The following is a 24775-nucleotide window of genomic DNA, read 5'->3' as shown; positions in this document are numbered from 1 at the left end:
AAAATAACCCCAGATACTCTTAGTTCTTATGAGTGAAACGTAATCAAACACCGGTAAATCCCTTTACCGCCGCTATCAATCACTCCCCCAATCTCTCCGCCAATCCGGAATAACGCTCGGTCTTTTTCCGTACCGCTTGTGCCAGCAGGGCGCGATCGCCGTAGAGATCGAGCCGGGCCTTGGCGCGGGTGATGCCGGTATAGACCAGCTCGCGGGTCAGCAGGGGGCTGGAGCTGTCGGGCAGCACCAGCACGGTATGGGCAAATTCCGAGCCCTGGGATTTGTGGATGGTCATGGCGTAGACCGTCTCGTGGGGCGGCAGGCGGCTGGGCAAGAGTGCCCGCAGGGTGCCGTCCGGCTGCTCAAACCATACCTTGAGCCGCCCAGTTTCATCGGGCAGGCAGAGCCCCATATCGCCGTTGTAAAGGCCGACCCCGTGGTCGTTGCGCACCACCATCACCGGGCGACCGGCATACCAGTCGCCATCGCGGGCAATCAGGCCAGCCCGTGACAGGGCCAGTTCGAGGCGCTCGTTAAGCCCCAGCACCCCGAACGGGCCATCGCGCAGGGCGCAGAGGATCTGGAAGCTGTTGAATGCCTTGAACACGGCGGCGGGCGCTTCCCCCGCGCGGGCCGCCTTCAGATAGCTGCCGTAACCGGCCACACCCTGGGCAATCAGGGCATCGTAGGCCTCCCCGGCCCAGGGGTGCAGGCTGATATCGGCGAATCCTGCGCCCCAGACTGATTCCACCGCCGTGGCATCGCCGCTGTTGCAGGCGCGCGCCAGCTGACCGATGCCGGAGTGCTGATCAAAGCGCCAGCTCTTGGCCAGCAAACAGAGGCTGTCGCGCACCGGTGCCCCCGCGGGCGAGCCTTGCAGGCGGTAGCCGGTCTGGCGGGAGAGCCACTCTGCCTGCGCCGGGCTGATGCCCTGTTCGATAAAGCTGCAGATATCACCGAGCACGGCCCCCGCCTCCACCGAGGCGAGCTGATCCTTGTCGCCGAGCAGGATCAGGCGGGCGTGGCTTGGCAACGCATCGAGCAGGCGCGCCATCATCGGCAAATCGACCATGGAGGCCTCATCCACCACCAGCAAGTCGAGGTGCAGCGGGTTGCCCGCGTGGTGGCGGAACTGGCTGCGCCCCGGAATGACCCCGAGCAGCCGGTGCAAGGTGCCCGCTTCGGTGGGGATCGCCTCCACCCACTCGGGGGGCAGATCGAGGGCCTGCAGGGCAGAGCCGATACTCTCGGTGAGGCGCGCCGCCGCCTTGCCGGTGGGGGCCACCAGCCGGATCGCCGGGGCCTTGCCCACTTGCAGGCCGGTCTCCACCAGAATGGCGAGCAGCTTGGCCACTGTGGTGGTCTTGCCGGTGCCGGGGCCGCCGGAGATCACCGCAAAGGGGCGCGCCGCCGCTGTGGCCGCCGCCAGCTTCTGGCCGTTGCAGCAGAGCGCCTCGGGCACCAGCGCATCCAGCTTGCCAAGGTCGCTCGCCGCCTGGGCGCTGGCCAGCAGCGCTTCGATAGCGGGCCAATCCACCTCGTTCGGGAACACCAGATCCAGATACTTCTCGATAAAGTGGCGGGTAGAGAAGTCGGGGGCGAGGCGGGCCTTGAGCAGCGCCGCGAACACCAGCCCGTAGTCGCGGGCAAACAGCCGCGACAGGGCGGGAGCAATCTCCGGCCATTCGGCTCGTTCACTCAAAGCACGCAGATGGCGGGCCACCCCCAGTTCAAAATCGTGGTAGCGGGTGAGGTGAGCCGCCCGTGCCACAGCCGCAGCGGCCAGCGCGGGGCAAGCCCGTCATCTTGTTCGGTGCCAACCAGGGGACTCTCTGCAAACAGGGCGGGCCAGCGGGCCGGATCCGCCAGATCCCCCAGCAAATCCCGGCTCTGCTGGGGATCCAGCCCGAACGGACGCAGAGATCCGGCAGTCAACATTTCAAGCGGCAAACAGACATGGCCGCGCCCCAGCTCGAAGCAGGTGAGCGCCGCCCCCAGCACCAGCTCGGGGCTGCCGCCAAGGTCGGCCACCAGCCTGGCAAATTGCAGATCCAGCTGGCGGATGCGGCCAGCCAGCGCCAGTGTTTTCAACCGTTCAACCATCATTGCGCTGGCTGCGGTGCTGATCATGGTGCCGATCATGCCTCTACCTCGTTAAATGCTTGGGATCCCGCTGCTGGCAGCTCACTGCCTTCGCGAAACAACTTATCCAGCCCCAGCACCAGTTCACGGCTCGGGCGGGTATGGAAAATGCCCCCCTGCGGCATGCCGCGCAGGAACAGATAGAAAACGCCGCCAAAGTGCTGCTCGAAGTCGTAGCCCGGCAGGCGCAGGGTGAGCAGCCGGTGCAGCGCCAGCGAGTAGAGCTGGTACTGCAGGTCGTAGCGGTGCTCCGCCATCGCCCGCTCCAGCGCCGGACGGCTGTAATCGGCCGGGCTCATACCGAGGTGGTTGGATTTGTAGTCGAGCAGATACCAGCGCCCCTTCCACTCGAACACCAGATCGATAAAGCCCTTGAGCATCCCCTGCACTGTGGCAAAGCTGAGCGGCTTGTTGCCCCGTGACAACGGGTCGTGCTGCTGGCAGAGCGCAGTCAGCGCCGGTGCCGTCACCCGCCCCATGGGCAGGAAGAACTCCAGCTCCACCTGTTTGCGCTCGGCACTCAAGTCCCGCAGCCGCACCGGCTCGCCAAAGCCGGTATCGAGCGGAGTATCCAGCACAGCCTCCACCTGCTGTTGCAGCACTTGGGCCCAGCTCTCGTCGAAGCCGTCCTGCGCCAGCAAGGTGGCGATATGCTCTGCCAGCGGCTCACCCGCAGCGCTCTGAAAATCGATGGTCTCGAACAGGCTGTGCAGCAGGGTGCCGGGGCGCGCCCCTTTCGGGAAGGTGAAGATGGAGGGCTGGGGCGCCTCCTCCGGTTGCTCGGAAGCCAGCGCAGCCGCCTCGGTCACCACCTCGTCATCGAAGCCGGGGTTGGCGAGTACGCCCTTGCTGTGACCGTGACCCTGCGCCGCCAGCCCGGAGTAGGAGCTGATCCACCAGTCCCGCTCAAGTGAACCGCTAAAGTGGCGCACCTGCGGCTCGCCCAGCAGCTCCTCCTCTGGCGGCAGCGGGGCTGGACGGGTGAGCGAGGGCTCACCGACGGCCACCCCGGGCAGCGCCTGCGCCAGCTCGGTCAGCGCGGTCGCCAGCGTCTGTGCATCCCCCTCTTCACCCTTTTGCAGCAGGTAGCCGATGGCGGTGTGGTGCAGGTCGGTCTTCTCCGACTTGCCCGCCCCCGCCCGCACTGGCGCCAGCCCCAGCCAGGTGGCGTAGACGCCCCGGGTCAGCGCCACATAGAGCAGCCGCAAATCTTCGGCAAGGCGCTCCCTGTCCGCTTCGGCGAGCGATGAGTCGGCGCCGGTCAGATCGAGAATGGTGCGATTACCCGCCTCATCCGCCTCGTGATAGAGCGGGGTCTCGGCGGTTCTGTGGCTGCAGATAAAGGGCAGAAACACCAGCGGGTACTCCAGCCCCTTGGATTTGTGGATGGTGACGATCTGCACCAGCTTGCGCTCGGATTCGAGCCGCAGTACCTGCTCCGCATCTTGCCCGTTGGGGCGACTCACCGCCTCCCCCAGCCAGCGCAGCAGGGCATATTCGCCATCCAGCTCGCTGCTCACCTGTTGCAGCAGCTCGCCGAGATGGAGGAAGTTGGTCAGCCGCCGCTCGCCATAGGGGCTCGCCAAAAGCGAAGAGGCGAGATTGCGCCGGTGCAGCAGGGCCCGCAGCATGGCCAGCACGCCACGGCGATGCCAGATCTTGCGGTACTCCATAAACTCCTGCACCGCGCTCTCCCACGCCCGCTCGTCGCTGGCCAGCCCATCGAGCGCCTTGGCGTCGAGATCAAACAACCCGGTCGCCAGCGCCGCCCTAAGGCTGCGCTCTTCACTCGGGTTCTGGCAGGCGTGCAAAATCAGCAAAATCTCCCGCGCCTCCGTCTGCTCCAGCACACTCTCGCGGTTCGACAGGTAGACGGAGGCGATGGCGAGGCGCGCCAGCTCCTGCTGCACCAGCTTGCCCTCGGCGCCGGTGCGCACCAGCACGGCGATATCCCCGGCCTTCACCGCTTTGTCGCCGATCAGCGCCTTGCCCTCGCGGGCCAGCGTCAGCAGGCGGTGGATCTCGGCGGCGGTGGCGCGGGCCATCTTGCTCTGGTAATCCCCCCGGTTGAAGGTGGGCTGGCCGGTCAACTGCCAGCACTGGAGCACGGGCGCGGTGGTGCCATCGAGCAGCAGCGCCTTGCTCTTGCCCTGCGCCTCCACCGGCAGGAAGGGGATATCCGCCTCGTAGATAAAGGGATCTTTCGCCCGCTCGAACAGGCCGTTGACCGCCCCCACCAGCGCACTGCTGGAGCGCCAGTTGCGCCCGAGGGTGTAGTGGGCGCTCACATTTCGCCGCGCCTGAATGTAGGTAAAGATGTCGGCGCCGCGAAAGCCGTAGATGGCCTGCTTGGGGTCACCGATCATCAACAGCGCCGTGTCTGTGTGGCCGCCGTAGAGGCGATGGAAGATGCGGTACTGCTGGGGATCGGTATCCTGAAATTCGTCGATCATCGCCACCCGATAGGTGGCGCGAATGCGCTCGCAGAGCCGCTCGCCAAGGCTGGAGCCGAGCGCCCCGTCGAGATCTTTGAGCAGGTCATCGAACGAGAGCTGATGGGCTTGGCGCTTGCTGGCCTGCATCCGGCTGCGCACCACTTTGGCCGCCCGTTGCAGGATCAGATCCCGAATACCGGGGCGGCTCGCCAGCAGCTGGTCTATCTGACTGAACAGCGGCAGGGTCGGCACCGCGCCCCCCTTCTTGAGGTTCTCCTCCAGCACCGTCTGGCCAAAGCGCTCCAGCTCCTTGGGAATGGCGTAGCCACTGGCCTCGTCTTGCGCCCAGTCGGCTATCTTGGCAAGCCACCCTTCGTAGTTCTTGCCGGTGTAGCGGCTGATCTGGCCGTCGGTCTGGCGGCGGATCTCGTCCGTCTGCGCCAGCCACTCGCGCTTCACCGCAGCGATGCGACTCATGGCCGCCTGATGGCGAGCGGCGAGGGTCTCATCCCCCAGCGCGGGGTGGATCTCCAGCTCGCTGTTGTCGAGCCAGCTGCCCATCTCCCGCAGCAGGGCGGCGGGGCTCGGCCAGAGCGCGCGCACCGCGCTGGCGAGGGCTTTATCCACCGGATAGAACTCGGCACGCCAGTAGTCGCTCACCGCCTGCAACCTGAGCTGGCTGTCGTCGGTGAGAAATTCGGTTTCAAAGAGGGCACCCGACTCGAAGGCGTTCTGCTTGAGCATCCGCTGGCAGAAACCGTGGATGGTAAAGACCGCCGCCTCGTCCATCTGCCGCTCGGCGGCCAGCAGGCGGCGGGCCGCCAGCTCGTGATCCGCCACCTCGTCCAGCAGCTGGGCCAGCAGGGCATCACTGCTATGGCCGCGCATAAAGGCGAGCCGCGCCTCGTGAATGCGGCCGCGGATCCGCCCGCGCAGCTCGGCGGTGGCCGCTTCGGTAAAGGTCACCACCAAAATTTCGGTCACCGAGAGCGGCCGCTCGTGGGCGCTCGGCTGACCGGCATCGGCGCCCTCCTCAATGAGCGGGCCGTGGCCCAGCAGCAGGCGCAGGTAGAGACCGGCGATGGTGTAGGTCTTGCCGGTACCGGCGGAGGCTTCGATCAGTCGTTCACCATGGAGGGGAAAACGCAATGTATTGAGCGGGTTAGCCATTATTTCAGCTCCTCCAGGGTCTTGAGCAGCGGGGTCAGGTGTTCGCGGGCCAGCGCCTGCAACTGCCCCAGCACCTCGTCATCGAGTTCGGGGAAGCAGCGGGCGACGTAAACGTCTTGCCCCTCCCCATTGATCATCCAGCCGCCGTTGAAACGGGTGAGAGCCGCCTTGTCGGCCGCCTCCGGCTTGTCGGGATCCTTCTCGATCGCCTTGAGCCAATCCCAGGCGGTGTTGGGGAAGAAGGGCAGCGGCCGCTTCATCCCCTGCGCCCAGCACGCCACCAGCGCCGCCAGCTGGGGCCGCGCCTCGTCGGCAGCGAGCGCAGGCAGTCGCAGACTCTGTTTGGCATCGAACAGCAGGGTGTCGCCGGGGGCGCCGCTCAATGAGAGGCAGAGGTGCTGGATCCAGCCCAGCAGCAGATCCTTGCCGTTGAAGCTGCCGGGTTTGACCACCAGCAAGCGCCCCTTCTGAGTGTCGATCCACCCTTGCAGCTGACCCTGAGTCAGCGAGATATCGATCTCCACCGCCTGTTTCTCTGCCTCATTGGCAGCAATCCATGGCCGCAGCCGATCCGCCAGCTTGCCCATCTCAGCATCCAGATCGTCCAGCAGCAGGCTGCCGAACCACCCTTGCGGCAGCAGGCCGGTGAGCTGCAACCGCTCTCGCCGTATGCTCACGCTATCGCTCCGCTCTGGGCTATCCCCCTCTGCCAGATGGGCATCGAGCAGCAGATCTTTCAGCTGATAATGTTGCAGGCCATCCAGCTCGAACGGCTCGCTGTCCTCGATGTTGGCTTCGTTCAGCTCAAACCACACCTTGAGACGGCGGTTGAGGAAATATTTGGTGGGCTGGCGATAGAAGCGCAGCAGCTCCGCCAGTTCCAGCCCCTGCTCCTTGCCCCATTCGGGAGGCAAAGGCAGCTCGCCGCTCTGGAAGTTGGCCGCGCCGCGCACCGGATTGAGAGCGGGCAACCAGTCGGCGGCATAGGTAAAGAGGCGCGATCCCGGCTCCGGGTAGAAGTAGTTGCGGCTGTAGGGGGTGAGCGGATGCGCCACCATCAGGTGGTTGAGCAGCCGCTTGCCGGAGGTTTCGTCATCGAGATCCTCATCCCCCGCCAGCACGAAGCCCTGCCGCACATAGTCGATCAGCTCCGCCAGCAGCACCGACGGCACCTTGTCGCTGTTGTCCTGCGCGCTGAAGCCCTGATAGCTGATATAGAGCCCCTGCTGGGCGCTGAGCAGCGCCTCGAGGAAGAGGTAGCGGTCATCATCGCGACGGGAGCGATCCCCACGCCGCGACGCTACCGCCATCAGGTCGAACCCCATGGGGGCCAGGGTGCGCGGGTAGACGCCATCGTTCATGCCGAGCAGACAGACCTGCTTGAAGGGGATGGAGCGCATCGGCATCAGGGTGCAGAAGTTGACCTGACCGGCGAGGAAGCGCTGGCTGGAGCGGGACTCCCCCAGCACGCTGCCGAGGTAATCCTGCAACAAGTCGGCGGTAATGGGCTGCTCGAAACGGGCCTCGCCGAGCCGGGTCTGCCACTCAGCCAGCTGGCTGCGAATGAGCTGAAGCTGACGCTCTTCATCCTCGTCAGCCAGATAGAAGCGCTCCAGCAGTGCCAGCAGGCAGGCGTTCCAATCGGCCAGCGGCTGCGCCTGTTGCAGGCGGGGCAGGAATTCGGCCAGCGAATCGACAAACCAGGCGAGCTTGCCGAGTGCCAGCCCCTGCTGCCCCTCGATATCGGCGTAGGGCAGAATGCCCGCCACCGGCTCGCCATCCCCCATGGCAAAGCCGAGCAACATGCGGCGCAGACCGAACAGCCAGCTGTTGCCGGACATGGGCGGCAGATCGAAACGGACGGGATAGCCGTCATCCAGCCCCCAGCGAATGCCGGTCTCCTGCACCCAGACCCGCAGCTGGTTGAACTCGTCATCATCCAGCTCGAAGCGGCGCAGCACGGCGGGCACCTCGAGAATGGCGAGCAGCTCGCCAGCCCCGAAGCGGGCGTTGGGCAGCCTGAGCAGGGCGAGGAAGCTTTGCAGCAGCGGGCTCTCCTGACTCGCCGCCCGATCCGAGACCGCAAACGGGATCTGGCCCCGAGCACCAAACACCGCCTGAATATAGGGGCCGTAGCTGTTCACATCCGGCATCATCACCACCACATCTTTCGGGGTGAGGGCGGGATCCTGCTCGAACAGCGCCAGCAGCCGGTCGTGCAGCACCTCGAGTTCGCGCATCGGGCCGTGGCAGGCGTGGATCTGCAAGGATCCATCCGCCGGGCTGATGGGGCTCTTGTGATAGCTGCTGTCGAGATCGAACTGACCGGCGCCTCGCTCGGCCAGCTCCAGCACATCCTTCTGGATGGCGCGCAGCAGGCTGACATTCCCCTTCGCATCCACCTCGTCGATATCGACGAAGGCCTCGATTTGCGGCACCTCCAGCTCCATCAGCTGGTGCAGGTAGTCGCGTCCCAGCTTGCCCATGGAGGCGAGCAGCGGGTTGGCGGGGCCCTGCAACGTCTCGATATCGGTGCCGGGTTTGAGCTTGTTTTCGAGGCGCGCCAACGTCTTGCGATCCAGCAGATCTCCCCAGTAGTAGCGGCAGGGGTTGGTGACGAACAGGTGCACCTCCACCTCCGGCCGACTGCCGAGGGCCAGCAGCGCCTCCACATAGCGCGGCGGCAGCGCCGAGATACCGAACACAAAGACCCGCTGCGGCAGCTTGCCCGGCAGATCGGCGGTACGCTCCAGCTCGTGGATAAACTCCTCGTAGAGGTTGGCGCGGTGATAGCCGCTCGGAGAGAGCGCCAGGGTGCGGGCCACCAGCTCACGCCACAGCTCCGGCTGCCAATCCTGACCGCTCACCCCGGCCAGCTCCTGACTCAATCCTTCCCCCTCTTCCCAACGGGCGATCCAGTCCGGCCGGTAGACCAGATACTGGTCAAAGAGATCCGCCACCTTCTGGCAGAGCTGCCACAACCGCACCTGCTCGGGATCCTGTGCCGGATCCTCGTCCTCTCCACCGCCCAGATAGGCGGCAAGCGGGGCAAAGGCGGGCCGCTCCAGCAAGGCGGGCAGAATGGTCATCAGCTGCCAGCTCATGGATCCCTTGTTGTAGGGGCTCTGGCGCGGCACATCTGCCAGCACCCGGGTGAACATCTCCCAGATAAAGCTGGCAGGCAGCGGAAAGTCGATATTGGCGGCGATGCCGAAGGCTTTGGCCAGCTCCAGCTTGAGCCACTGGGCCATGCCCGGACTCTGCACCAGGATCTGCTCCCGATCGAAGGGGTGAGAGAGAGGGGCCTGCCGGATGCGGCTCACCAGCAGCTCTTTGAGCAGATCCAGCTGATTGGAGTGGTAGAGGGTAAACATGAGCAATTCCCGCCTGTGGATGAGAGGGGGCGAGGGAAAAGGCGAGCCATTTCCGTCACTTCACAAGAGAGGGAATTGTCAGGGATCGGGGGATAAGATGCAAAAGGCACTTGTGGCCAGCAGGCGGGCAAACCGCTGAACCATGAGGGACGCCGCAGATTTGTGCAGCACTATCTCGCAGACAGAAAAAAGCCGGTGCTGTTGCACCGGCCAAAAGGCATTGGAAAACTTGACTCTTCAGGGCATTACCAGTTTTTGCCGAGACGGGAATCCACACTGAAAGCCCCTGCTCCGGCCGCCGCCAGCGCCAGGAAACCACCGGCCACTGAGACGTTCTTCATAAACATCAGCATCTGCATCTGTTCGGCAGGCTGATAGTGGAAAATAAAGGCAGCCATCAGGGTGAAACCGGCCAGCAGCACGGAGAGGCTGCGGGTAAAGAGACCCAGCACGACGGCAAGGCCACCACCCAGCTCAAGCAGGATCACCAGCGGCAACATAAAGCCCGGCACGCCCATCGCTTCCATATAGCCCTGAGTACCGGCATACCCGCCGATCTTGCTCCAGCCCGCCATTACGAACATCAGCGCCAGCAGTACACGACCCGCCAGCAGCGCTACATCTTTCATCTTGTCCATTTCATATTCCTCGTTTGTGTCACATCACCGCTGACTGCTTCAGGGTAGGTCAAATAACAGAGCTTGGCTGGCACTGGTCGCAACCAGCTCCCACCGGTATTCATCACGACTGAGTACCCCGTCGCCGGGTCGGGCAGCCAGACCGTTGGCGGTCAGCTCCCCTGAAATCATCTGCAGGTAACCGTGTCGGCCAGCCAGTGCCCAGTCGAGCGTCTCGCCCGGGGCCAGTTCCAGCCGCCATACGCGGGCCTGTTGGCGGATCCGCAGCGATCCCGCCTCGCCATCCGGTGACGCCACCAGCGTCATGCCCGGTCTGGACTCGATCTTCTTCTGCTGATATCCGGGTGGCGTGCCGAACTCGTTCGGCTCGATCCAGATCTGCAACAGGGAGAGAGGATCCGTCTGCGAGGGGTTGTACTCGCTGTGGCGGATCCCGCTGCCTGCGCTCATCAGCTGGAAATCCCCTGCCGGGATCTGCTCGGCATGGCCGAGGCTGTCCTTGTGCTCTATGGTGCCTTGCAGCACGCAGGTGAGGATCTCCATATTGGCGTGAGGGTGGGTGGCGAATCCGCCACCCGGCGCAACCAGATCCTGATTGATCACCCGCAGTACCGAGTGCCCCATCCACTCCGGGTCATAGTAGTGACCGAAGGAGAAACTGTGGCGCGCGTCCAGCCAGCCAAAGTTGGCCTTGCCCCGCGCTTCTGCGGCTCTCAATTGCATCATGGTCTGCTCCTCACCTACCGGGACGGTTGATTAACGCTGTTTGCCGCTACCGATACCGAACGGAATACGGTATTCGCTGCTCTGGTCAGCCAGGCTGACGGTCAGGTTGCCCTGGGTACGGCTCGGGATCCGCACCTGCTGGGTGCCAGTCAGGTTGGCGTGGACTGATGCCAGCAGATCGCCAGACTCGTCACGCACTTCCAGCATCGGATTGGCTTTGCCATCCAGTGCGGCAGTGGCGTTCCAGTTCACAAACAGCACGCCGGGCATGGCATTGAAGTCAGCCGGTACGGAAGCTTGGGCGAAACCTGTGGTCATCAGGCCTGCAACGGCCAGCATCTTGATTACGTTTTTCATGTTCATTCACTCTCTTGTTTTATATGTCATTGCCAAGGCCTTTTCGGCCAGAATCAATGCATCCATACAAGAGGTTATTCAAATAGTGTGTTGTTCTTTCACCGACATCAGACAGACCGATTTGGTGTGTCACAGTGCGGAACTACCCGCATATTTGGCCGCTCGACGTTCCTGCCTAAGCGTTGATTGAATATTAAAGTGACATGACCTAACTTGTTAGCGAGATAAACTGGCAAACATATTCAAAAAAATTGAAGGTGAGGAATGGCCAAGGAATCGAACAAGGAACGGGCGCTGACCCTGGAGGCAATCCGGGTGCTGGATGCCATCGACCGCCGCGGTAGCTTTGCGGCGGCGGCCGACGAGCTGGGCAAGGTGCCCTCGGCATTGAGCTATACGGTGCAGAAGCTGGAAGACGAACTGGATGCAATGCTGTTTGACCGCAGTGGCCACCGCACCAAGTTCACCCCGGCGGGACGCATGCTGCTGGAGCGCGGCCGAGTGCTGCTGGAGGCAGCCGAGCATCTGGTGGGAGAGACCCGGGCGCTGGCCCGTGGCTGGGAGACCGACATCACAGTCGCCGTCGATGCGCTGGTCCCGGTGCAGGCCCTCTACCCCTTGGTGGAGAAGCTGGCCGAGCAGACCGATACCCGACTGCGGCTGCGGGCCGAGGTGCTGGCGGGTAGCTGGGAGTGTCTGGAAGATGGTCGTGCCGACCTGCTGATCTCCTCCATCAACCCGGACATCATGATGACCGGCATCAAGCATCAGGTGATCAAGGACGAGGTGATGCTCTACGTCGCCCATCCCGATCATCCGCTGCATCAGGAGCCCGAACCCTTGGCCGACGAGACCCTGCGCCGCTACCGCGCCATCGCGGTGGCCGACACAGCCCTTCGCAAACCGGTTCTCACCTACCGCCTGCTGGACAAGCAGCCGCGCCTCACTGTCAGCACCATGACGGAGAAACGGGATGCCCTGCTGGCAGGGATCGGGGTCGGCACCATGCCACAGAGCTGGATTGAGGAGGACATCCGGGCCGGTCGGCTCAAGGTGATCAGCCCCGAGTACCGCCATCAGCTGCAGGTGGTGCTGGCCTGGCGGCGAGACACCATGGGCAAGGCCAAAAGCTGGCTGGTGCGGGAGATACCAAAACTGTTTGCGACTGGTGAGAAATGAGATCCAGTTAACAGAAATGTTAATTGCATGCCTCACTTGACGCCCAATATCTTTGCTGATTTCATAGCCGCCTCATTGAACCCATGGAAGCTGTAGAAAATGAAAAAGAGTTTGCTGGTAGCCCTCACCACCCTGCCCCTGTTTGCCAATGCTGGCCTGATGGACTCGCTGACCGACAGCGTCACCAGCAGCGTCAAGGATGCAGCTAATACCGCCGTATCCGGTGCAGTGGACAGCGCATCCAACGAAGCCATCAAGAAGGCACTGGATATCAAGGAAGGCGGCTCCAACAAGCAGGCTATTAAAGAGAAGCTGGGTGCTCCTGCCACCACCAAGACCGAATCCGGTCTGGAAGTGTGGACCTATGATCTGGATGCCCTGAAGAAGGCCTCTCCGCTGCTGGCAGAAACCACCAAAACCCTGCTGAAAGATACCGACGCAGCCAAGAAGAACGTCGTTATCAAGTTCGAAGGTGATACCGTCAAGAAAGTAGACCTGACCGACAAGGCTCAGGGCTAAGTTCGCTCGTCCGGTGGAGTGGCTGCACGCCCGCATCGGCACAGATAGCAAGAGGGGGAGCACCGGGCTCCCCCTCTTTCATTATCGGTTTGTTACACCTTGAAGCGATGTACCAACGCCACCAGCTGGCGATTGGACTCCAGCAGGGTGGCCGAACTCTGTTCGGTATTCTGACCGTTATCCACCAGCAGATTGACCATGTCGCGGATGGTGACCATGTTGCGGTTGATCTCTTCGGTCACCCGGCTCTGCTCCTCTGCCGCAGTCGCAATCTGGGTACCCAGATCGTTTATTTGCACCACGGCATCCGCCATCTTGTCGAGCCCGCCTGTCACCTGCTCGGTATTCTCGGTCGCCGCCTGACAGCTCTGCTTGGTGTGCTCCATGGCCACCACGGCTTCGGCCACCCCCTGCGTCAACCGGGAGAGCATGCTCCCCACCTCGGCAGTGCTATTCTGGGTTCTCGCCGCCAGTGCGCGCACCTCATCAGCAACCACGGCAAAACCACGGCCCTGCTCACCGGCCCGCGCCGCCTCGATGGCCGCGTTGAGTGCCAACAGGTTGGTCTGGGCAGCAATATCGCCGATCACGCTGAGTACACTGCTGATCTGGCGAGCATCTTCCTGCATCCCCAATACCTTGGTCGCAGCAAGATCCACTTCATCGATCAGCGCCGCCACACTGGCAGAGGCCTGACCCACTACCTGACGGGACTGAATCGCCTGACCATTGGCAGACTCGGTAAAGCTGGCGGAATCGCTCGCGTGGTGCGCCACACTGTCGGCAGTGGAGCTGAGCTCGGTCAGGGCTGTCACTATCTGATCGGTCTCGGCAGCATGCGCACCTAGAATACGTCTGGCCTGGCTCGTCTGCTGGTCAAGCTGGGCCAATTCACGGGTAATCAGCTCTGTGGTCTCGGTCACCTGCAACATCATCTGCTGCAGATAGGCGATAAAGCGGTTCACCGATTGGGCGATATGGTCCAGCTCATCGTGCCCCTTGACCCGGATCCGGGCAGTCAGATCAGCATCTCCGGCCGAGAGGGCATCGATGTTCTGCTTGAGGGTGTCGAGTCGACTGCCCAGCTGCTTGATGGCCATCAACATCAGCGCAAACAGCAGCACCACTAGCGGTAGCTGGATCGCTGCCAGCGTCTTGAGCACCTCCTGACTGTCGTGGGTCAGGGTGCTGGTCGGCAGCGCCGCCGCCAACAGCCAGGGGGTTCCTTCGATGGGTTGCATCAGCAATGTCTGCTCTTCACCCAGATCCTGAAAGGTAGTGCGCTGCAACGCGGCGCCATTACCCGGCCCCAGCAGGCTAGCGATGGCGCTGGCAAAGGGATAGTCCCCGTGAGATGAGAGGTTGCCCAGCACCACATCCCCGCTCAAACGACCATTCTTGCTGAGGATCTTGCCGTCGGCCTCGACGATCATCACCTGACCACCGATCTCCTGCTCTTTTTTGGCGACCAGATCATTGAAGAAACCCAGCGTCACATCGATGGTGGACACCCCGTAAAGGGAACCGTCACGATAGATCCCCATGGCACAGTTGGTGCGCGGCTGTTGGCTGGCACCATCCTTGTAAGCCGCCGCCCAGACACACATGCCTTTCTCCGCCTGCTGCCCGGCTCTGTGCCAAGGCTGCTCGAAATAGTTGGGCGCCTCGGCCGAGTTCCAGTAGGTGTTGGGGATCAGCTTGTTGGCACCATCCCGATGAAAGAAGGTACTGAACTTGATGCGACCAGCTTCCCGCTGATCCGGCATCGGCCAGATGCCGCCACCAAACACCATGGCATTGCCATATTGATCGATCAGAGCAGGGAGAACAGCATCGATTTGCTCACTCGGCAGTTGGGCAACCAGCTGAGTGATACTGCGTGACTGGCTCTGCACCCCGTTGAGCTGATCGCGAATGTCGGTCGCAATCTCGCTGACCCGCAGCACCAGATTCTGCTCACCCGCCCGTTGCAGCTCGGGTTTGACCCATAACTGGATGCCGATTACGGTCAGCACACAGACCGCCACCATGAATCCCAGAAAAACGGCGGTATATCGCCCCTTGATTGTCCCCAGATCCCAACCCATACCCTCTCCTGTTTCCGGCCACTGCTAACTGCAGCTTGTTATATGAGCGGGCATTATCTTGCAATTCGCTCACGGCGCGTTTGCCATCGCTCACATAAGCGACAGCAAGATAAGGATTCGAGCGAAAATGGATCGATACGATCACAAAAAGGGTGGCCTCGGCCACCCTTGGGTTGATAACAGCTGGCGTTGTTACTGGTTCGCTTCGGCGAACTGCTTCATCGCTTCGGCGTGCTTGGTCATGCCGGCGGCACGCTCGTTGAGCTTCTTGATGAACTCCGCCTTCTTGGCCGGATCTTCAATGCGGTCATAACGTTGCTGCAGGTTGGCCTGGATCTGCTCCGGGGTCATGTTCTGCATGCGGGCCATCTTGTCGTGACGGCCACCGTGGTGCTTGCCACCCATCATGCCACCACCGTCAATCGGGCAATCCACCATGGCACCGGGCTGGCCAGTGGGGGCTGCTTCACTGGCTGCATAGGCGCCCAGCGGCAAGCCAAGGATCAGGGTGGCGGTCAGCAGGGTTTTGGTCAGCTTTTTCATGGTCTATCTCCTGTAGGGATGATTCTGGTTCGGCGCTCTTGCCTTGCCCCCAAGTAAACACCCTGTCGGTGTCTGAACTTTGCCAGCATCGCCCTTTTTTGTAGCAGAGTGTGGCATCGTGCGGATCTGGCACACTTTGACACAAACCGTGCAGCGTATTTTCGTATACTCGTGCCAACGCCAAGCAGGGGAGGTATTCATGAACCAGGGCAACACCCACATTCTGGTGGTCGACGATCACAGCGAGATCCGCGATCTCTTGAAACGCTTTCTGGAACAGCACGGCCTGCGAGTCAGCTGCGCCCGGGATGGCAAGGAGATGAAGCGACTGCTGGAGGAGCGGGAGTTCGACCTGCTGGTGCTGGATCTGATGATGCCGGGTGAAGATGGTCTGACCCTCTGCCGCGAGCTGCGGGTCAAATCGAACCTGCCCATCATCATGCTCACTGCCATGGGGGAAGAGACCGACCGCATCATCGGATTGGAGATGGGGGCCGACGACTATCTGGCCAAGCCTTTCAATCCGCGCGAGCTGCTGGCGCGGATCAAGGCGGTGATGCGCCGCACCCAGGCAGAAACCCAACCCGCCGCCGAGACCCTGACCCGGGATCTGCGCTTCGATCGCTGGCTGCTCGACGTCAATCGCCGGGAGCTGGTCGATGAGGATGGGGTGGGCCTGAGCCTCTCCACCGCCGAGTTCGATCTGCTCAAGGTGTTTCTGGAACGCCCGCAGCGAGTGCTGAGCCGGGATCAACTGCTGGATCTGGCCCGTGGCCGCGAGGCGGTAGCCTTCGATCGCGCCATCGATACTCTGGTGAGCCGCCTGCGCCGCAAGCTGGAGCGGGATCCCAAGAATCCGGAGCTGATCAAAACCATCTGGGGTGGCGGCTATATGTTCTCCGCCGACGTGACGCAGGTTTAAGCAGTGGGCACCTTGCGACGACTGTGGGCACGGATGTGGCCCAAGGGGCTGACCGGCCAAATCATTCTGGTGGCGCTGGCAGGGTTGATCCTGATCCAGCTGCTCAGCATCCAGATCTACCGCACGGATCGGGAGGAGGCGCTCGGCTTCGTCAACAGCCGCAACGCCATGCTGCGGATCATCTCTGTGGTCAGGCTGCTCTCCCTCTCTCCCCCGTCCCTCTATGACGAGATCCTCAAGGCGAGCCGCAGTGAGACCCTGCTGCTGCGCCTCTCCGACGAACCGCTGCAACCGGATAACCGCAGCCCCCGCTTCGAGCAGCTGGTGCGCTCGCGCCTCAACTATCCCCCCGGCCTCACCGTCGAGATCAGTGCCGAGCTGAAAGAGGATACCCAGCGCAGCAAGGCATGGGAACATCATGCCCGCATGATGCGGGATCGCAAGGGGCCGCCCCCGCCGCGGGATATGCGGCTCTATGGCTCCATCGAACTGCCGCAGGGGGGCTGGCTGCAGTTCAGCTCGCTGGTCGACAAGGAGGCGGGCAGCTGGTCGTGGCAGACCACCCTCAACCTGATGCTGGTCGCCAGTCTGGTGATCGGGCTGATGGTGCTGCTGTTTCGTCGTGCCACCCGCCCGCTCAAGCAGCTGGCAGGCAATGCGGAGCGGCTAGGACGGGGCGAGGATATCGAGCCCCTGAAAGAGGAGGGGCCGACCGAGATCCGCGAATCGATTCAGGCCTTCAACCGGATGCATACCCGGCTTGATCGCTTCGTGCAGGACAGAACCCGGATGCTGGCCGCCATCTCCCACGATCTGCGCACCCCCATCACCAGCCTGCGCCTGCGCAGCGAGTTTCTGGCAGATGGCGAGGACAAGGATCGCATCCAGCAGACCCTGCAACAGATGGAGCAGATGCTGGCGGCGACCCTCAGCTTTGCCCGCGAGGAGGGACAGCAGGAGGCTACCCGCGAACTGGATCTGGTCAGCCTGCTGGTCAGCCTGTGCGATGACTATGCCGATACCGGCCAGCCGGTCACCTGTCTGGCGGAGGGCAAAGAGGTCTACGCCTGTCGGGCCAACACCCTGCGCCGGGTGCTGCAGAACCTGATCGGCAACGCCATCAAATATGCCGGCAGCGCCGAAGTGTCGCTGGAGCGGCGCAAGGAGGAGCTGTTGATCCGGGTCTGCGATAACGGGCCGGGGATCGATCCGGCGCGGCTCGAGGATGTGTTCAAGCCGTTCGTGCGACTCGATGAAGCGCGCAACACCGAGTCCGGCAGCGTGGGGTTGGGGCTCTCCATTGCCCGTACCCTGGTGCATCAGCATGGTGGCGAACTGACCCTGCTCAATCGGCCACAAGGGGGGCTGGAGGCGCGGATCAGCCTGCCGCTGTAAGTAGTCACTCTATCCGCCAGCCTTGTCATGGCGCCGTTTGCATCATGCAAACTTCATAATTTGAGCACTTGTTCTTCGATCAGAAAGACGGTGATAATCGGTGACCACGGGACGATATACGACAACGGATTGGAGCAAGGATGGCCTCTTCCAGGACAGGAGTCATAGTCAGTATCAGATGGGGGCTCCTGCTGCTCGCCCTTGCCCTGCCTGCCTGGGCAAAAGCCCCGGAAGAGCCGATCATCATTACCAACTCCAAAGCCTGGCAGCCCTTCTCCTATATCAATGAGTCGGGCCAGCCGGATGGCCTGCTGATCGATTTGTGGCGTGAATATGCCCGGGTGACCGACCAGAAGATCGAGTTCAGGCTGGTCGACTGGCAAGGCTCCCTCGACCTGCTCCATGAGGGGAAAGCGGACGTTCACGCCGGACTGCTCTGGTCACCGGAGCGGGACAAACTGTTCGACTATGGCCGGCCTCTCGCCCAGCTCGACTCCCAACTCTTCTTCTCGAGCGAACTGCGCGGCACCGATGTCCACTACTACCTGCTCCATGAAACGGTCGGAGTGGTAGCCGGTGGCTACGAGGAGTATTACGCCAGACGCTACTTCCCCGGCACCAGACTGCAGACCTTCGACGACAATGACACCCTGCTGGCGGCAGCCTTTAGGGGCGACATACAAGCCTTTATCGCCGATCTGCAGGTCGCCAACTTCTACATCTATACCTCGGACGATCCCACCCGCTTTATTCCGGTTCGCCACCTCTATACCGACCAGATCCGCTTTGCAGTAAAAAAGGGCGACCTTGCCCTGTTAAACCGGCTGGAAGAGGGGTTCGCCAAGCTCAAAGAGAGCGATCGGGAGCGGATCATCCGCAAATGGATGCATGTCGAAACCGTCTACCCCATCCATCTCGGTCCCTGGCTACTGTTTGCCGGAGTATTAATCATGGTGGCCTACATAGTGCAACTGCGCCGGGCCGTCGCCAATCGCACGGCAGAGTTGAGCCGCGCCAACGCCAGACTGGAGAAACAAGCCAGTACCGACCCCCTGACCGGCCTGCTCAACCGACGGGCATTCATGCCCGCCATGGAGCAACGACTGGCAAGCGGGGAGTCCTGTGCTCTGCTGCTGTTCGATGTGGATCACTTCAAGGAGACCAATGACCGTTTTGGTCATGGCATCGGCGATCTGTTGCTGGAAAAGTTGGCCACGACTGTGACCAACCTGTTGCCCAAAGAGGCTCTGCTGGCCCGCATCGGCGGCGAAGAGTTTTGCCTGCTGCTGCCGCTGGCCACACTGGCAGAGACAGAACAATGGGCCGAGCGTATCTGCCTGGAGAGCAACCGGCAAACCCTGCACACCAGCAGCGGCGAGGTGACTCTCTCCATCAGCACCGGGGCTGTCTGGGTCGCCGCAGAGAGAGAGGCTGATGCCGAGCAGCTATTGCGGCAGGCTGACGCCCTCATGTATCAGGCCAAGGGACGGGGGCGCAATACCTGGCAAGCCGGCCCCTATCAGGCATAGCCCCCTGACGGACGTGCAATAAAAACGGCCGCCTTCGGAAGATGGCGGCCGCATGAGAGGTTTCGTATCAGAAGTTGTAGGTCACGCCCAGGTTGTAGCGGCGACCATCCAGCACAGTGCCATAGCTGCTGTAATCCACTGTTTTGTCGAACAGGTTGTAGACCCCGGCGGTCAGATCCAGATGCTTGTTGGCCTTGTAGACCAGGCCCATGTCAAAGAAGGTATAGGAAGGAGTCCCCTCCGCCATCTTGACCCGGCTCAGGTACTCGGAGGTCTCGCCACGGAAGTTTACCCGTGACCAGAGGCTGAGATCCTCGGTGGTTTGCCAGTCAACACTGCCGTTGAACATATGGCGGGGCATCTGGTTGAGGGCATGACCCGCCAGTGGACCACTCTTCTGCTCGGACTGGGTAAAGGTGTAGCTGGAGCTGACCGACCAATCCTCGTTGATGGCCCAATCCATCATCCCCTCGACACCACGCATGTTCGCCTTGTCGACGTTGACCCGATCACTGATGAAGTCATAGCTGTGACCATTGAGGGTACAGGTGGGATCGCTCTTGCTGGTGCAACGACGCACTTCGGATATCTTGTTCTTGAAGTCGGTGTTGAACAGGGTAACCCCGGCGTTGAAGCCCTGATGACCGTTCCACAGCAGGCCGATCTCTTCACTCACGCTGGTCTCGGGCTTGAGGTCAGGGTTACCGATTAGTACGCCATCCTGACTGCGGCCGCCAGTAGCCTGACCCCAGTTGGCCGCCGACATCCGCAAGTCTGGGGAGCGGTAACCGGTTGATACGCCCCCCTTCAACGTCCAGCTATCGTCCAGATGCCAGACGCCGTAGAGACGAGGGCTCCAGTGAGAGCCGTAGTTCTGGTCCCGATCCATGCGGGCGCCTCCGGTCAGGGCAAAGCTGTCAGTGAGTGACCACTCATCCTCGACAAACATCGCCCAGCTCCAGCGGGTCAGCTGCTCGGCAGGGTTGGCCACTGTCAGGGCATTGCCTTGATCGTGCAGATCCTCATAACGATACTGACCACCGACACTCAGGTAGTGATCCCCCAGAATAAACTGGGTATGCGTATCGGCGATGGTATTGGTAAGCTCCATCTTGCGAACGGGGTTACTGTTGGTCTCCTGATGCAGATAGCTGCTGGAAGAGCCGAAATCATACTGACCATCATGGGTCAGCGCATAGTTGGTGCGCTCGTAGCGATAGAGGCTATCTGTCACCTTGACATCCAGCGAATTGCCGGCAGTGCGATCCCGATCCTGCAGACTGCGACTGGCCTCCAGATCGAAGCGATTCTGCTCATCAGGCTTGAAGCTGAGCACTGCCGTGCCACTGCGAGTCTCCTGCTCGGCAAAACCCTGGGTAAATTTGTCTTCGCCACGATGAGCCAGCTGGCCATTGGCACGCAGCCCCAACACGCCATCGATCAATGAACCTGCGGTATACGCATTGGTCTGGAAGCTATTGCCGGCATCCTTATTCTCCTGGAAGGTCGAATCTGCGTGAACCGACCCCTGCCAGGCCAGACCGGTGGTCTTGCGGGTAATCACGTTAATCACACCACCCATGGCATCTGAACCATAACGGGATGACATGGGACCACGGACGACCTCAATGCGCTCGATCGCCTGGAGTGGCGGCAGCCAGCCTTGCTCGATACCAGCTTCATCGCTATTGGGGCGAGTACCACGACTGTCCACCTTTTTGCCATCAACCAGCATCAGGGTGTATTTCGATCCCATACCGCGAATGCTGATATCACTGCTGCTGCCACCGCCAGTCACCACAACACCGGGAACATCCTTCAGGGCATCAGTCACATCGCGATAGGCACGCTTCTCCAGCTGCTCACGGGTAATCACGGAGATGGAGGCGGCAGAGTCTTCAATCTTCTGCTGGAAGCCGGAAGCGGTGACGACCATCACCTCTTGTTTGGCAGCGTGGGCTTGGGTCGCAAGAAGGGAGCAGACCAGCAAGGCAAGCTTGTTCGGTTTCACTGTTGTCATGTTTTAGCCTGAACGTTTTTAGTAGGAAGGTGGCGTATTCCCTTACTTCATTCGTTACAACGCCCTGGCATCCGGCCAGACGCAGCATTAGAAAAGGCTCATTTGAAAAGCACTTTATTAATCAGCCCGCATTGTAACGACCCCGCCCCGATCATTCAAACAATAATCATTATCATTTGATTCGTGTGGTATTCCTGCCGCAGAATCGCTAATTCTTGATAAGAGACTGTTTTAATGGAATAAATCCATAAGCAAAAAGGGGATTACACAAACAAGTGGAAGCGATGACGTACCGTCGCAAGATGGGATGTGCTGCGATACAGAGGTGGAAACAGTAGCAAGAACGCCAATAGGGGAAGGTATTGGCATCGTGGTGGGATGTCGGCAGCTCAGCAGCAGGCTAAAAATACCAAAACCCAGTCATGAAGCCGGGCTTTTGTATTCGTTCTGGTGTGAAAGTCTTGGGTCGCTGGGTAAAGAGCGCCAATAGCAAAAAGGCCTTCCCATCTGGGAAGGCCTTCAAATTAGTGGCGGAGCGGACGGGACTCGAACCCGCGACCCCCGGCGTGACAGGCCGGTATTCTAACCGACTGAACTACCGCTCCGCATTCGGTTAGCTTGCGCTAAATTGTCTGCTGCTTCTTATGAGGTGTCATCCTCGCAGCCAGTGACGTGATTCTTCACATCGCTGTTTAATTGGGTGCCTGGCAGTGTCCTACTCTCGCATGGCGAATGCCACACTACCATCGGCGCTACCGCGTTTCACTTCTGAGTTCGGCATGGGATCAGGTGGTTCCACGGCGCTATGGCCGCCAGGCAAATTCTTAATCTAGAAAGCTGACGTGAATAACGACTTGGTCATTATCACTGAATTAGTAGTTCGCTTAGGTTTGCTACAAGCCTTAGAACACTTCTTGGGTGTTGTATGGTTAAGCCTCACGGGTAATTAGTATGGGTTAGCTCAACACGTCGCCGCGCTTACACACCCCACCTATCAACGTTGTGGTCTCCAACGGCCCTTTAGGACCCTCAAGGGGTCAGGGATGACTCATCTCAGGGCTCGCTTCCCGCTTAGATGCTTTCAGCGGTTATCGATTCCGAACTTAGCTACCGGGCAGTGCCACTGGCGTGACAACCCGAACACCAGAGGTTCGTTCACTCCGGTCCTCTCGTACTAGGAGCAACTCCCTTCAATCATCCAACGCCCACGGCAGATAGGGACCGAACTGTCTCACGACGTTCTGAACCCAGCTCGCGTACCACTTTAAATGGCGAACAGCCATACCCTTGGGACCGACTTCAGCCCCAGGATGTGATGAGCCGACATCGAGGTGCCAAACACCGCCGTCGATATGAACTCTTGGGCGGTATCAGCCTGTTATCCCCGGAGTACCTTTTATCCGTTGAGCGATGGCCCTTCCATTCAGAACCACCGGATCACTATGACCTACTTTCGTACCTGCTCGACCTGTCCGTCTCGCAGTTAAGCTGGCTTATGCCATTGCACTAACCTCCTGATGTCCGACCAGGATTAGCCAACCTTCGTGCTCCTCCGTTACTCTTTGGGAGGAGACCGCCCCAGTCAAACTACCCACCAGGCACTGTCCGCGAGCCCGATTCAGGGCCCTGCGTTAGAACATCAAACATACAAGGGTGGTATTTCAAGGACGGCTCCAGCGCAACTGGCGTCACGCCTTCAAAGCCTCCCACCTATCCTACACATGTAGGTTCAATGTTCAGTGCCAAGCTGTAGTAAAGGTTCACGGGGTCTTTCCGTCTAGCCGCGGGTACACCGCATCTTCACGGCGAATTCGATTTCACTGAGTCTCGGGTGGAGACAGCATGGCCATGGTTACACCATTCGTGCAGGTCGGAACTTACCCGACAAGGAATTTCGCTACCTTAGGACCGTTATAGTTACGGCCGCCGTTTACCGGGGCTTCGATCAAGAGCTTCGCTTGCGCTAACCCCATCAATTAACCTTCCGGCACCGGGCAGGTGTCACACCCTATACGTCCACTTTCGTGTTTGCAGAGTGCTGTGTTTTTGATAAACAGTCCCAGCCATCTGGTCACTGCGACTCCCAACTGCTCCATCCGCAAGGGACTTCACTGTCAGGAGCGAACCTTCTCCCGAAGTTACGGTTCTATTTTGCCTAGTTCCTTCACCCGAGTTCTCTCAAGCGCCTTGGTATTCTCTACCCGACCACCTGTGTCGGTTTGGGGTACGATGACTTGTAATCTGAAGCTTAGAGGCTTTTCCTGGAAGCAGGGCATCAATGGCTTCCACACCGTAGTGTGTTCGTCTCGTGTCTCAGTGTTGTGTCTCCGGATTTGCCTAGAAACACCACCTACGCACTTTCACCAGGACAACCGTCGCCTGGCCCACCTAGCCTTCTCCGTCCCCCCATCGCAATTACAAGTCGTGCAGGAATATTAACCTGCTTCCCATCGACTACGCCTTTCGGCCTCGCCTTAGGGGTCGACTCACCCTGCCCCGATTAACGTTGGACAGGAACCCTTGGTCTTCCGGCGAGGAGGCTTTTCACCCCCTTTATCGTTACTTACGTCAGCATTCGCACTTCTGATATCTCCAGCATACCTCTCGATACACCTTCGCAGACTTACAGAACGCTCCCCTACCACTCACACATAAGTGTGAATCCGCGGCTTCGGTGCCTGGTTTGAGCCCCGTTACATCTTCCGCGCAGGCCGACTCGACTAGTGAGCTATTACGCTTTCTTTAAATGATGGCTGCTTCTAAGCCAACATCCTAGCTGTCTGAGCCTTCCCACATCGTTTCCCACTTAACCAGAACTTTGGGACCTTAGCCGGCGGTCTGGGTTGTTTCCCTCTTCACGACGGACGTTAGCACCCGCCGTGTGTCTCCCGGATATTACTTACTGGTATTCGGAGTTTGCATGGGGTTGGTAAGTCGGGATGACCCCCTAGCCCAAACAGTGCTCTACCCCCAGTAGTATTCGTCCGAGGCGCTACCTAAATAGCTTTCGGGGAGAACCAGCTATCTCCGAGTTTGATTGGCCTTTCACCCCCAGCCACAGGTCATCCCCTAACTTTGCAACGTTAGTGGGTTCGGTCCTCCAGTTGATGTTACTCAACCTTCAACCTGCCCATGGCTAGATCACCCGGTTTCGGGTCTACACCTTGCAACTAGACGCCCAGTTAAGACTCGGTTTCCCTACGGCTCCCCTATACGGTTAACCTCGCTACAAAATGTAAGTCGCTGACCCATTATACAAAAGGTACGCAGTCACCCCGAAGGGCTCCCACTGCTTGTACGTACACGGTTTCAGGTTCTATTTCACTCCCCTCACAGGGGTTCTTTTCGCCTTTCCCTCACGGTACTGGTTCACTATCGGTCAGTCAGGAGTATTTAGCCTTGGAGGATGGTCCCCCCATATTCAGACAGGATGTCACGTGTCCCGCCCTACTCGATTTCACATCAAGGTTGTTTTCGTGTACGGGGCTATCACCCTGTATCGCCGGCCTTTCCAGGACCGTTCCACTAACTTCCAAGATGCTTAAGGGCTAATCCCCGTTCGCTCGCCGCTACTGAGGGAATCTCGGTTGATTTCTTTTCCTCGGGGTACTTAGATGTTTCAGTTCTCCCGGTTCGCCTCTGTTACCTATGTATTCAGTAACAGATACCCGAGTTATCTCGGGTGGGTTTCCCCATTCGGAAATCTGTGAGTAATAGCGTCTCTTACCGACTTCTCACA

General features: G+C 60.5%; 13 protein-coding genes, 1 tRNA gene, 2 rRNA genes and 1 pseudogene (1 of these 17 only partly in view). 5 read left to right on the top strand and 12 right to left on the bottom strand.

Annotated elements, in window-relative coordinates:
* Positions 1 to 79: 79 nt before the first annotated feature.
* The 6 genes and pseudogenes from recD to ACTG2W_RS14330 all read right to left on the bottom strand — a co-directional run bounded on the left by recD (position 80) and on the right by ACTG2W_RS14330 (position 10848).
* Positions 80 to 2142, bottom strand: a pseudogene (gene recD / locus ACTG2W_RS14355) (exodeoxyribonuclease V subunit alpha).
* Positions 2139 to 5747 carry an exodeoxyribonuclease V subunit beta gene (gene recB, locus ACTG2W_RS14350; RefSeq protein ID WP_421308562.1) on the bottom strand — a complete coding sequence of 1203 codons (3609 nt, stop codon included), beginning with the start codon at positions 5745 to 5747 and terminating at the stop codon, positions 2139 to 2141. Before recB ends, recD begins: the two are co-directional and overlap by 4 nt.
* The gene (gene recC, locus ACTG2W_RS14345; protein WP_106843414.1) at positions 5747 to 9121 is read right to left on the bottom strand and encodes an exodeoxyribonuclease V subunit gamma; all 3375 of its coding nucleotides are present in this window, start codon (positions 9119 to 9121) and stop codon (positions 5747 to 5749) included. Before recC ends, recB begins: the two co-directional genes overlap by 1 nt.
* A gap of 245 nt (positions 9122 to 9366) precedes the next feature.
* Entirely contained in the window at positions 9367 to 9759 is a 393-nt protein-coding gene (locus ACTG2W_RS14340) for a DoxX family protein (protein WP_106843413.1), read from the bottom strand.
* A gap of 39 nt (positions 9760 to 9798) precedes the next feature.
* Positions 9799 to 10485 (bottom strand): pirin family protein, encoded by a 687-nt coding sequence (locus tag ACTG2W_RS14335; RefSeq protein ID WP_106843412.1) that lies wholly within the window; start codon positions 10483 to 10485, stop codon positions 9799 to 9801.
* Positions 10486 to 10515: 30 nt separating this feature from the next.
* Entirely contained in the window at positions 10516 to 10848 is a 333-nt protein-coding gene (locus tag ACTG2W_RS14330; RefSeq protein ID WP_041202176.1) for a hypothetical protein, read from the bottom strand.
* 258 nt (positions 10849 to 11106) lie between these two features.
* Here ACTG2W_RS14330 and ACTG2W_RS14325 point away from each other — a divergent pair, with 258 nt between their 5' ends.
* Positions 11107 to 12021, top strand: a complete 915-nt coding sequence (locus ACTG2W_RS14325) for a LysR family transcriptional regulator (RefSeq protein WP_043821788.1) — start codon at positions 11107 to 11109, stop codon at positions 12019 to 12021.
* Between the two features lie 99 nt (positions 12022 to 12120).
* Positions 12121 to 12540: a hypothetical protein gene (locus ACTG2W_RS14320; RefSeq protein ID WP_101531509.1), complete on the top strand. Its 420-nt coding sequence runs from the start codon at positions 12121 to 12123 to the stop codon at positions 12538 to 12540.
* A 92-nt stretch (positions 12541 to 12632) separates the two neighbouring features.
* Here the strand turns inward: ACTG2W_RS14320 and ACTG2W_RS14315 are convergent, their stop codons facing one another.
* Complete coding sequence (locus ACTG2W_RS14315; RefSeq protein ID WP_106843410.1) at positions 12633 to 14627, bottom strand: methyl-accepting chemotaxis protein; 1995 nt, start codon at positions 14625 to 14627, stop codon at positions 12633 to 12635.
* Positions 14628 to 14819: 192 nt separating this feature from the next.
* Positions 14820 to 15170, bottom strand: coding sequence for a hypothetical protein (locus tag ACTG2W_RS14310; RefSeq protein ID WP_440016299.1), 351 nt, complete (start codon positions 15168 to 15170; stop codon positions 14820 to 14822).
* A 199-nt stretch (positions 15171 to 15369) separates the two neighbouring features.
* Between ACTG2W_RS14310 and ACTG2W_RS14305 the strand changes: the two genes are divergently transcribed.
* The 3 genes from ACTG2W_RS14305 (at position 15370) to ACTG2W_RS14295 (ending at position 19016) form a co-directional block, all read left to right on the top strand.
* A complete protein-coding gene (locus ACTG2W_RS14305) occupies positions 15370 to 16092 on the top strand; it encodes a response regulator (protein WP_005336534.1) in 723 nt (240 codons plus the stop codon).
* A 33-nt stretch (positions 16093 to 16125) separates the two neighbouring features.
* Positions 16126 to 17487 carry an ATP-binding protein gene (locus tag ACTG2W_RS14300; RefSeq protein WP_181281621.1) on the top strand — a complete coding sequence of 454 codons (1362 nt, stop codon included), beginning with the start codon at positions 16126 to 16128 and terminating at the stop codon, positions 17485 to 17487.
* A 140-nt stretch (positions 17488 to 17627) separates the two neighbouring features.
* The gene (locus ACTG2W_RS14295; protein ID WP_106843408.1) at positions 17628 to 19016 is read left to right on the top strand and encodes a transporter substrate-binding domain-containing diguanylate cyclase; all 1389 of its coding nucleotides are present in this window, start codon (positions 17628 to 17630) and stop codon (positions 19014 to 19016) included.
* A gap of 67 nt (positions 19017 to 19083) precedes the next feature.
* Here ACTG2W_RS14295 and ACTG2W_RS14290 read toward each other — a convergent pair whose 3' ends face one another.
* From ACTG2W_RS14290 to ACTG2W_RS14275, 4 genes are all read right to left on the bottom strand, one after another.
* Positions 19084 to 21036 carry a ligand-gated channel protein gene (locus tag ACTG2W_RS14290; protein ID WP_181281612.1) on the bottom strand — a complete coding sequence of 651 codons (1953 nt, stop codon included), beginning with the start codon at positions 21034 to 21036 and terminating at the stop codon, positions 19084 to 19086.
* Positions 21037 to 21564: 528 nt separating this feature from the next.
* Positions 21565 to 21641: transfer RNA gene (locus ACTG2W_RS14285), tRNA-Asp, on the bottom strand.
* Between the two features lie 97 nt (positions 21642 to 21738).
* Positions 21739 to 21853: ribosomal RNA gene (gene rrf, locus ACTG2W_RS14280) — 5S ribosomal RNA — on the bottom strand.
* A 108-nt stretch (positions 21854 to 21961) separates the two neighbouring features.
* Positions 21962 to 24775, bottom strand: a 23S ribosomal RNA gene (locus ACTG2W_RS14275) (it continues 76 nt past the right edge of the window).

This window comes from Aeromonas sp. 96A (assembly GCF_051919165.1).
GTDB lineage: Bacteria > Pseudomonadota > Gammaproteobacteria > Enterobacterales > Aeromonadaceae > Aeromonas > Aeromonas veronii.
The sequence above is the reverse complement of the archived record's forward strand: the minus strand, read 5'-3'. Positions and strand labels throughout refer to the sequence as shown.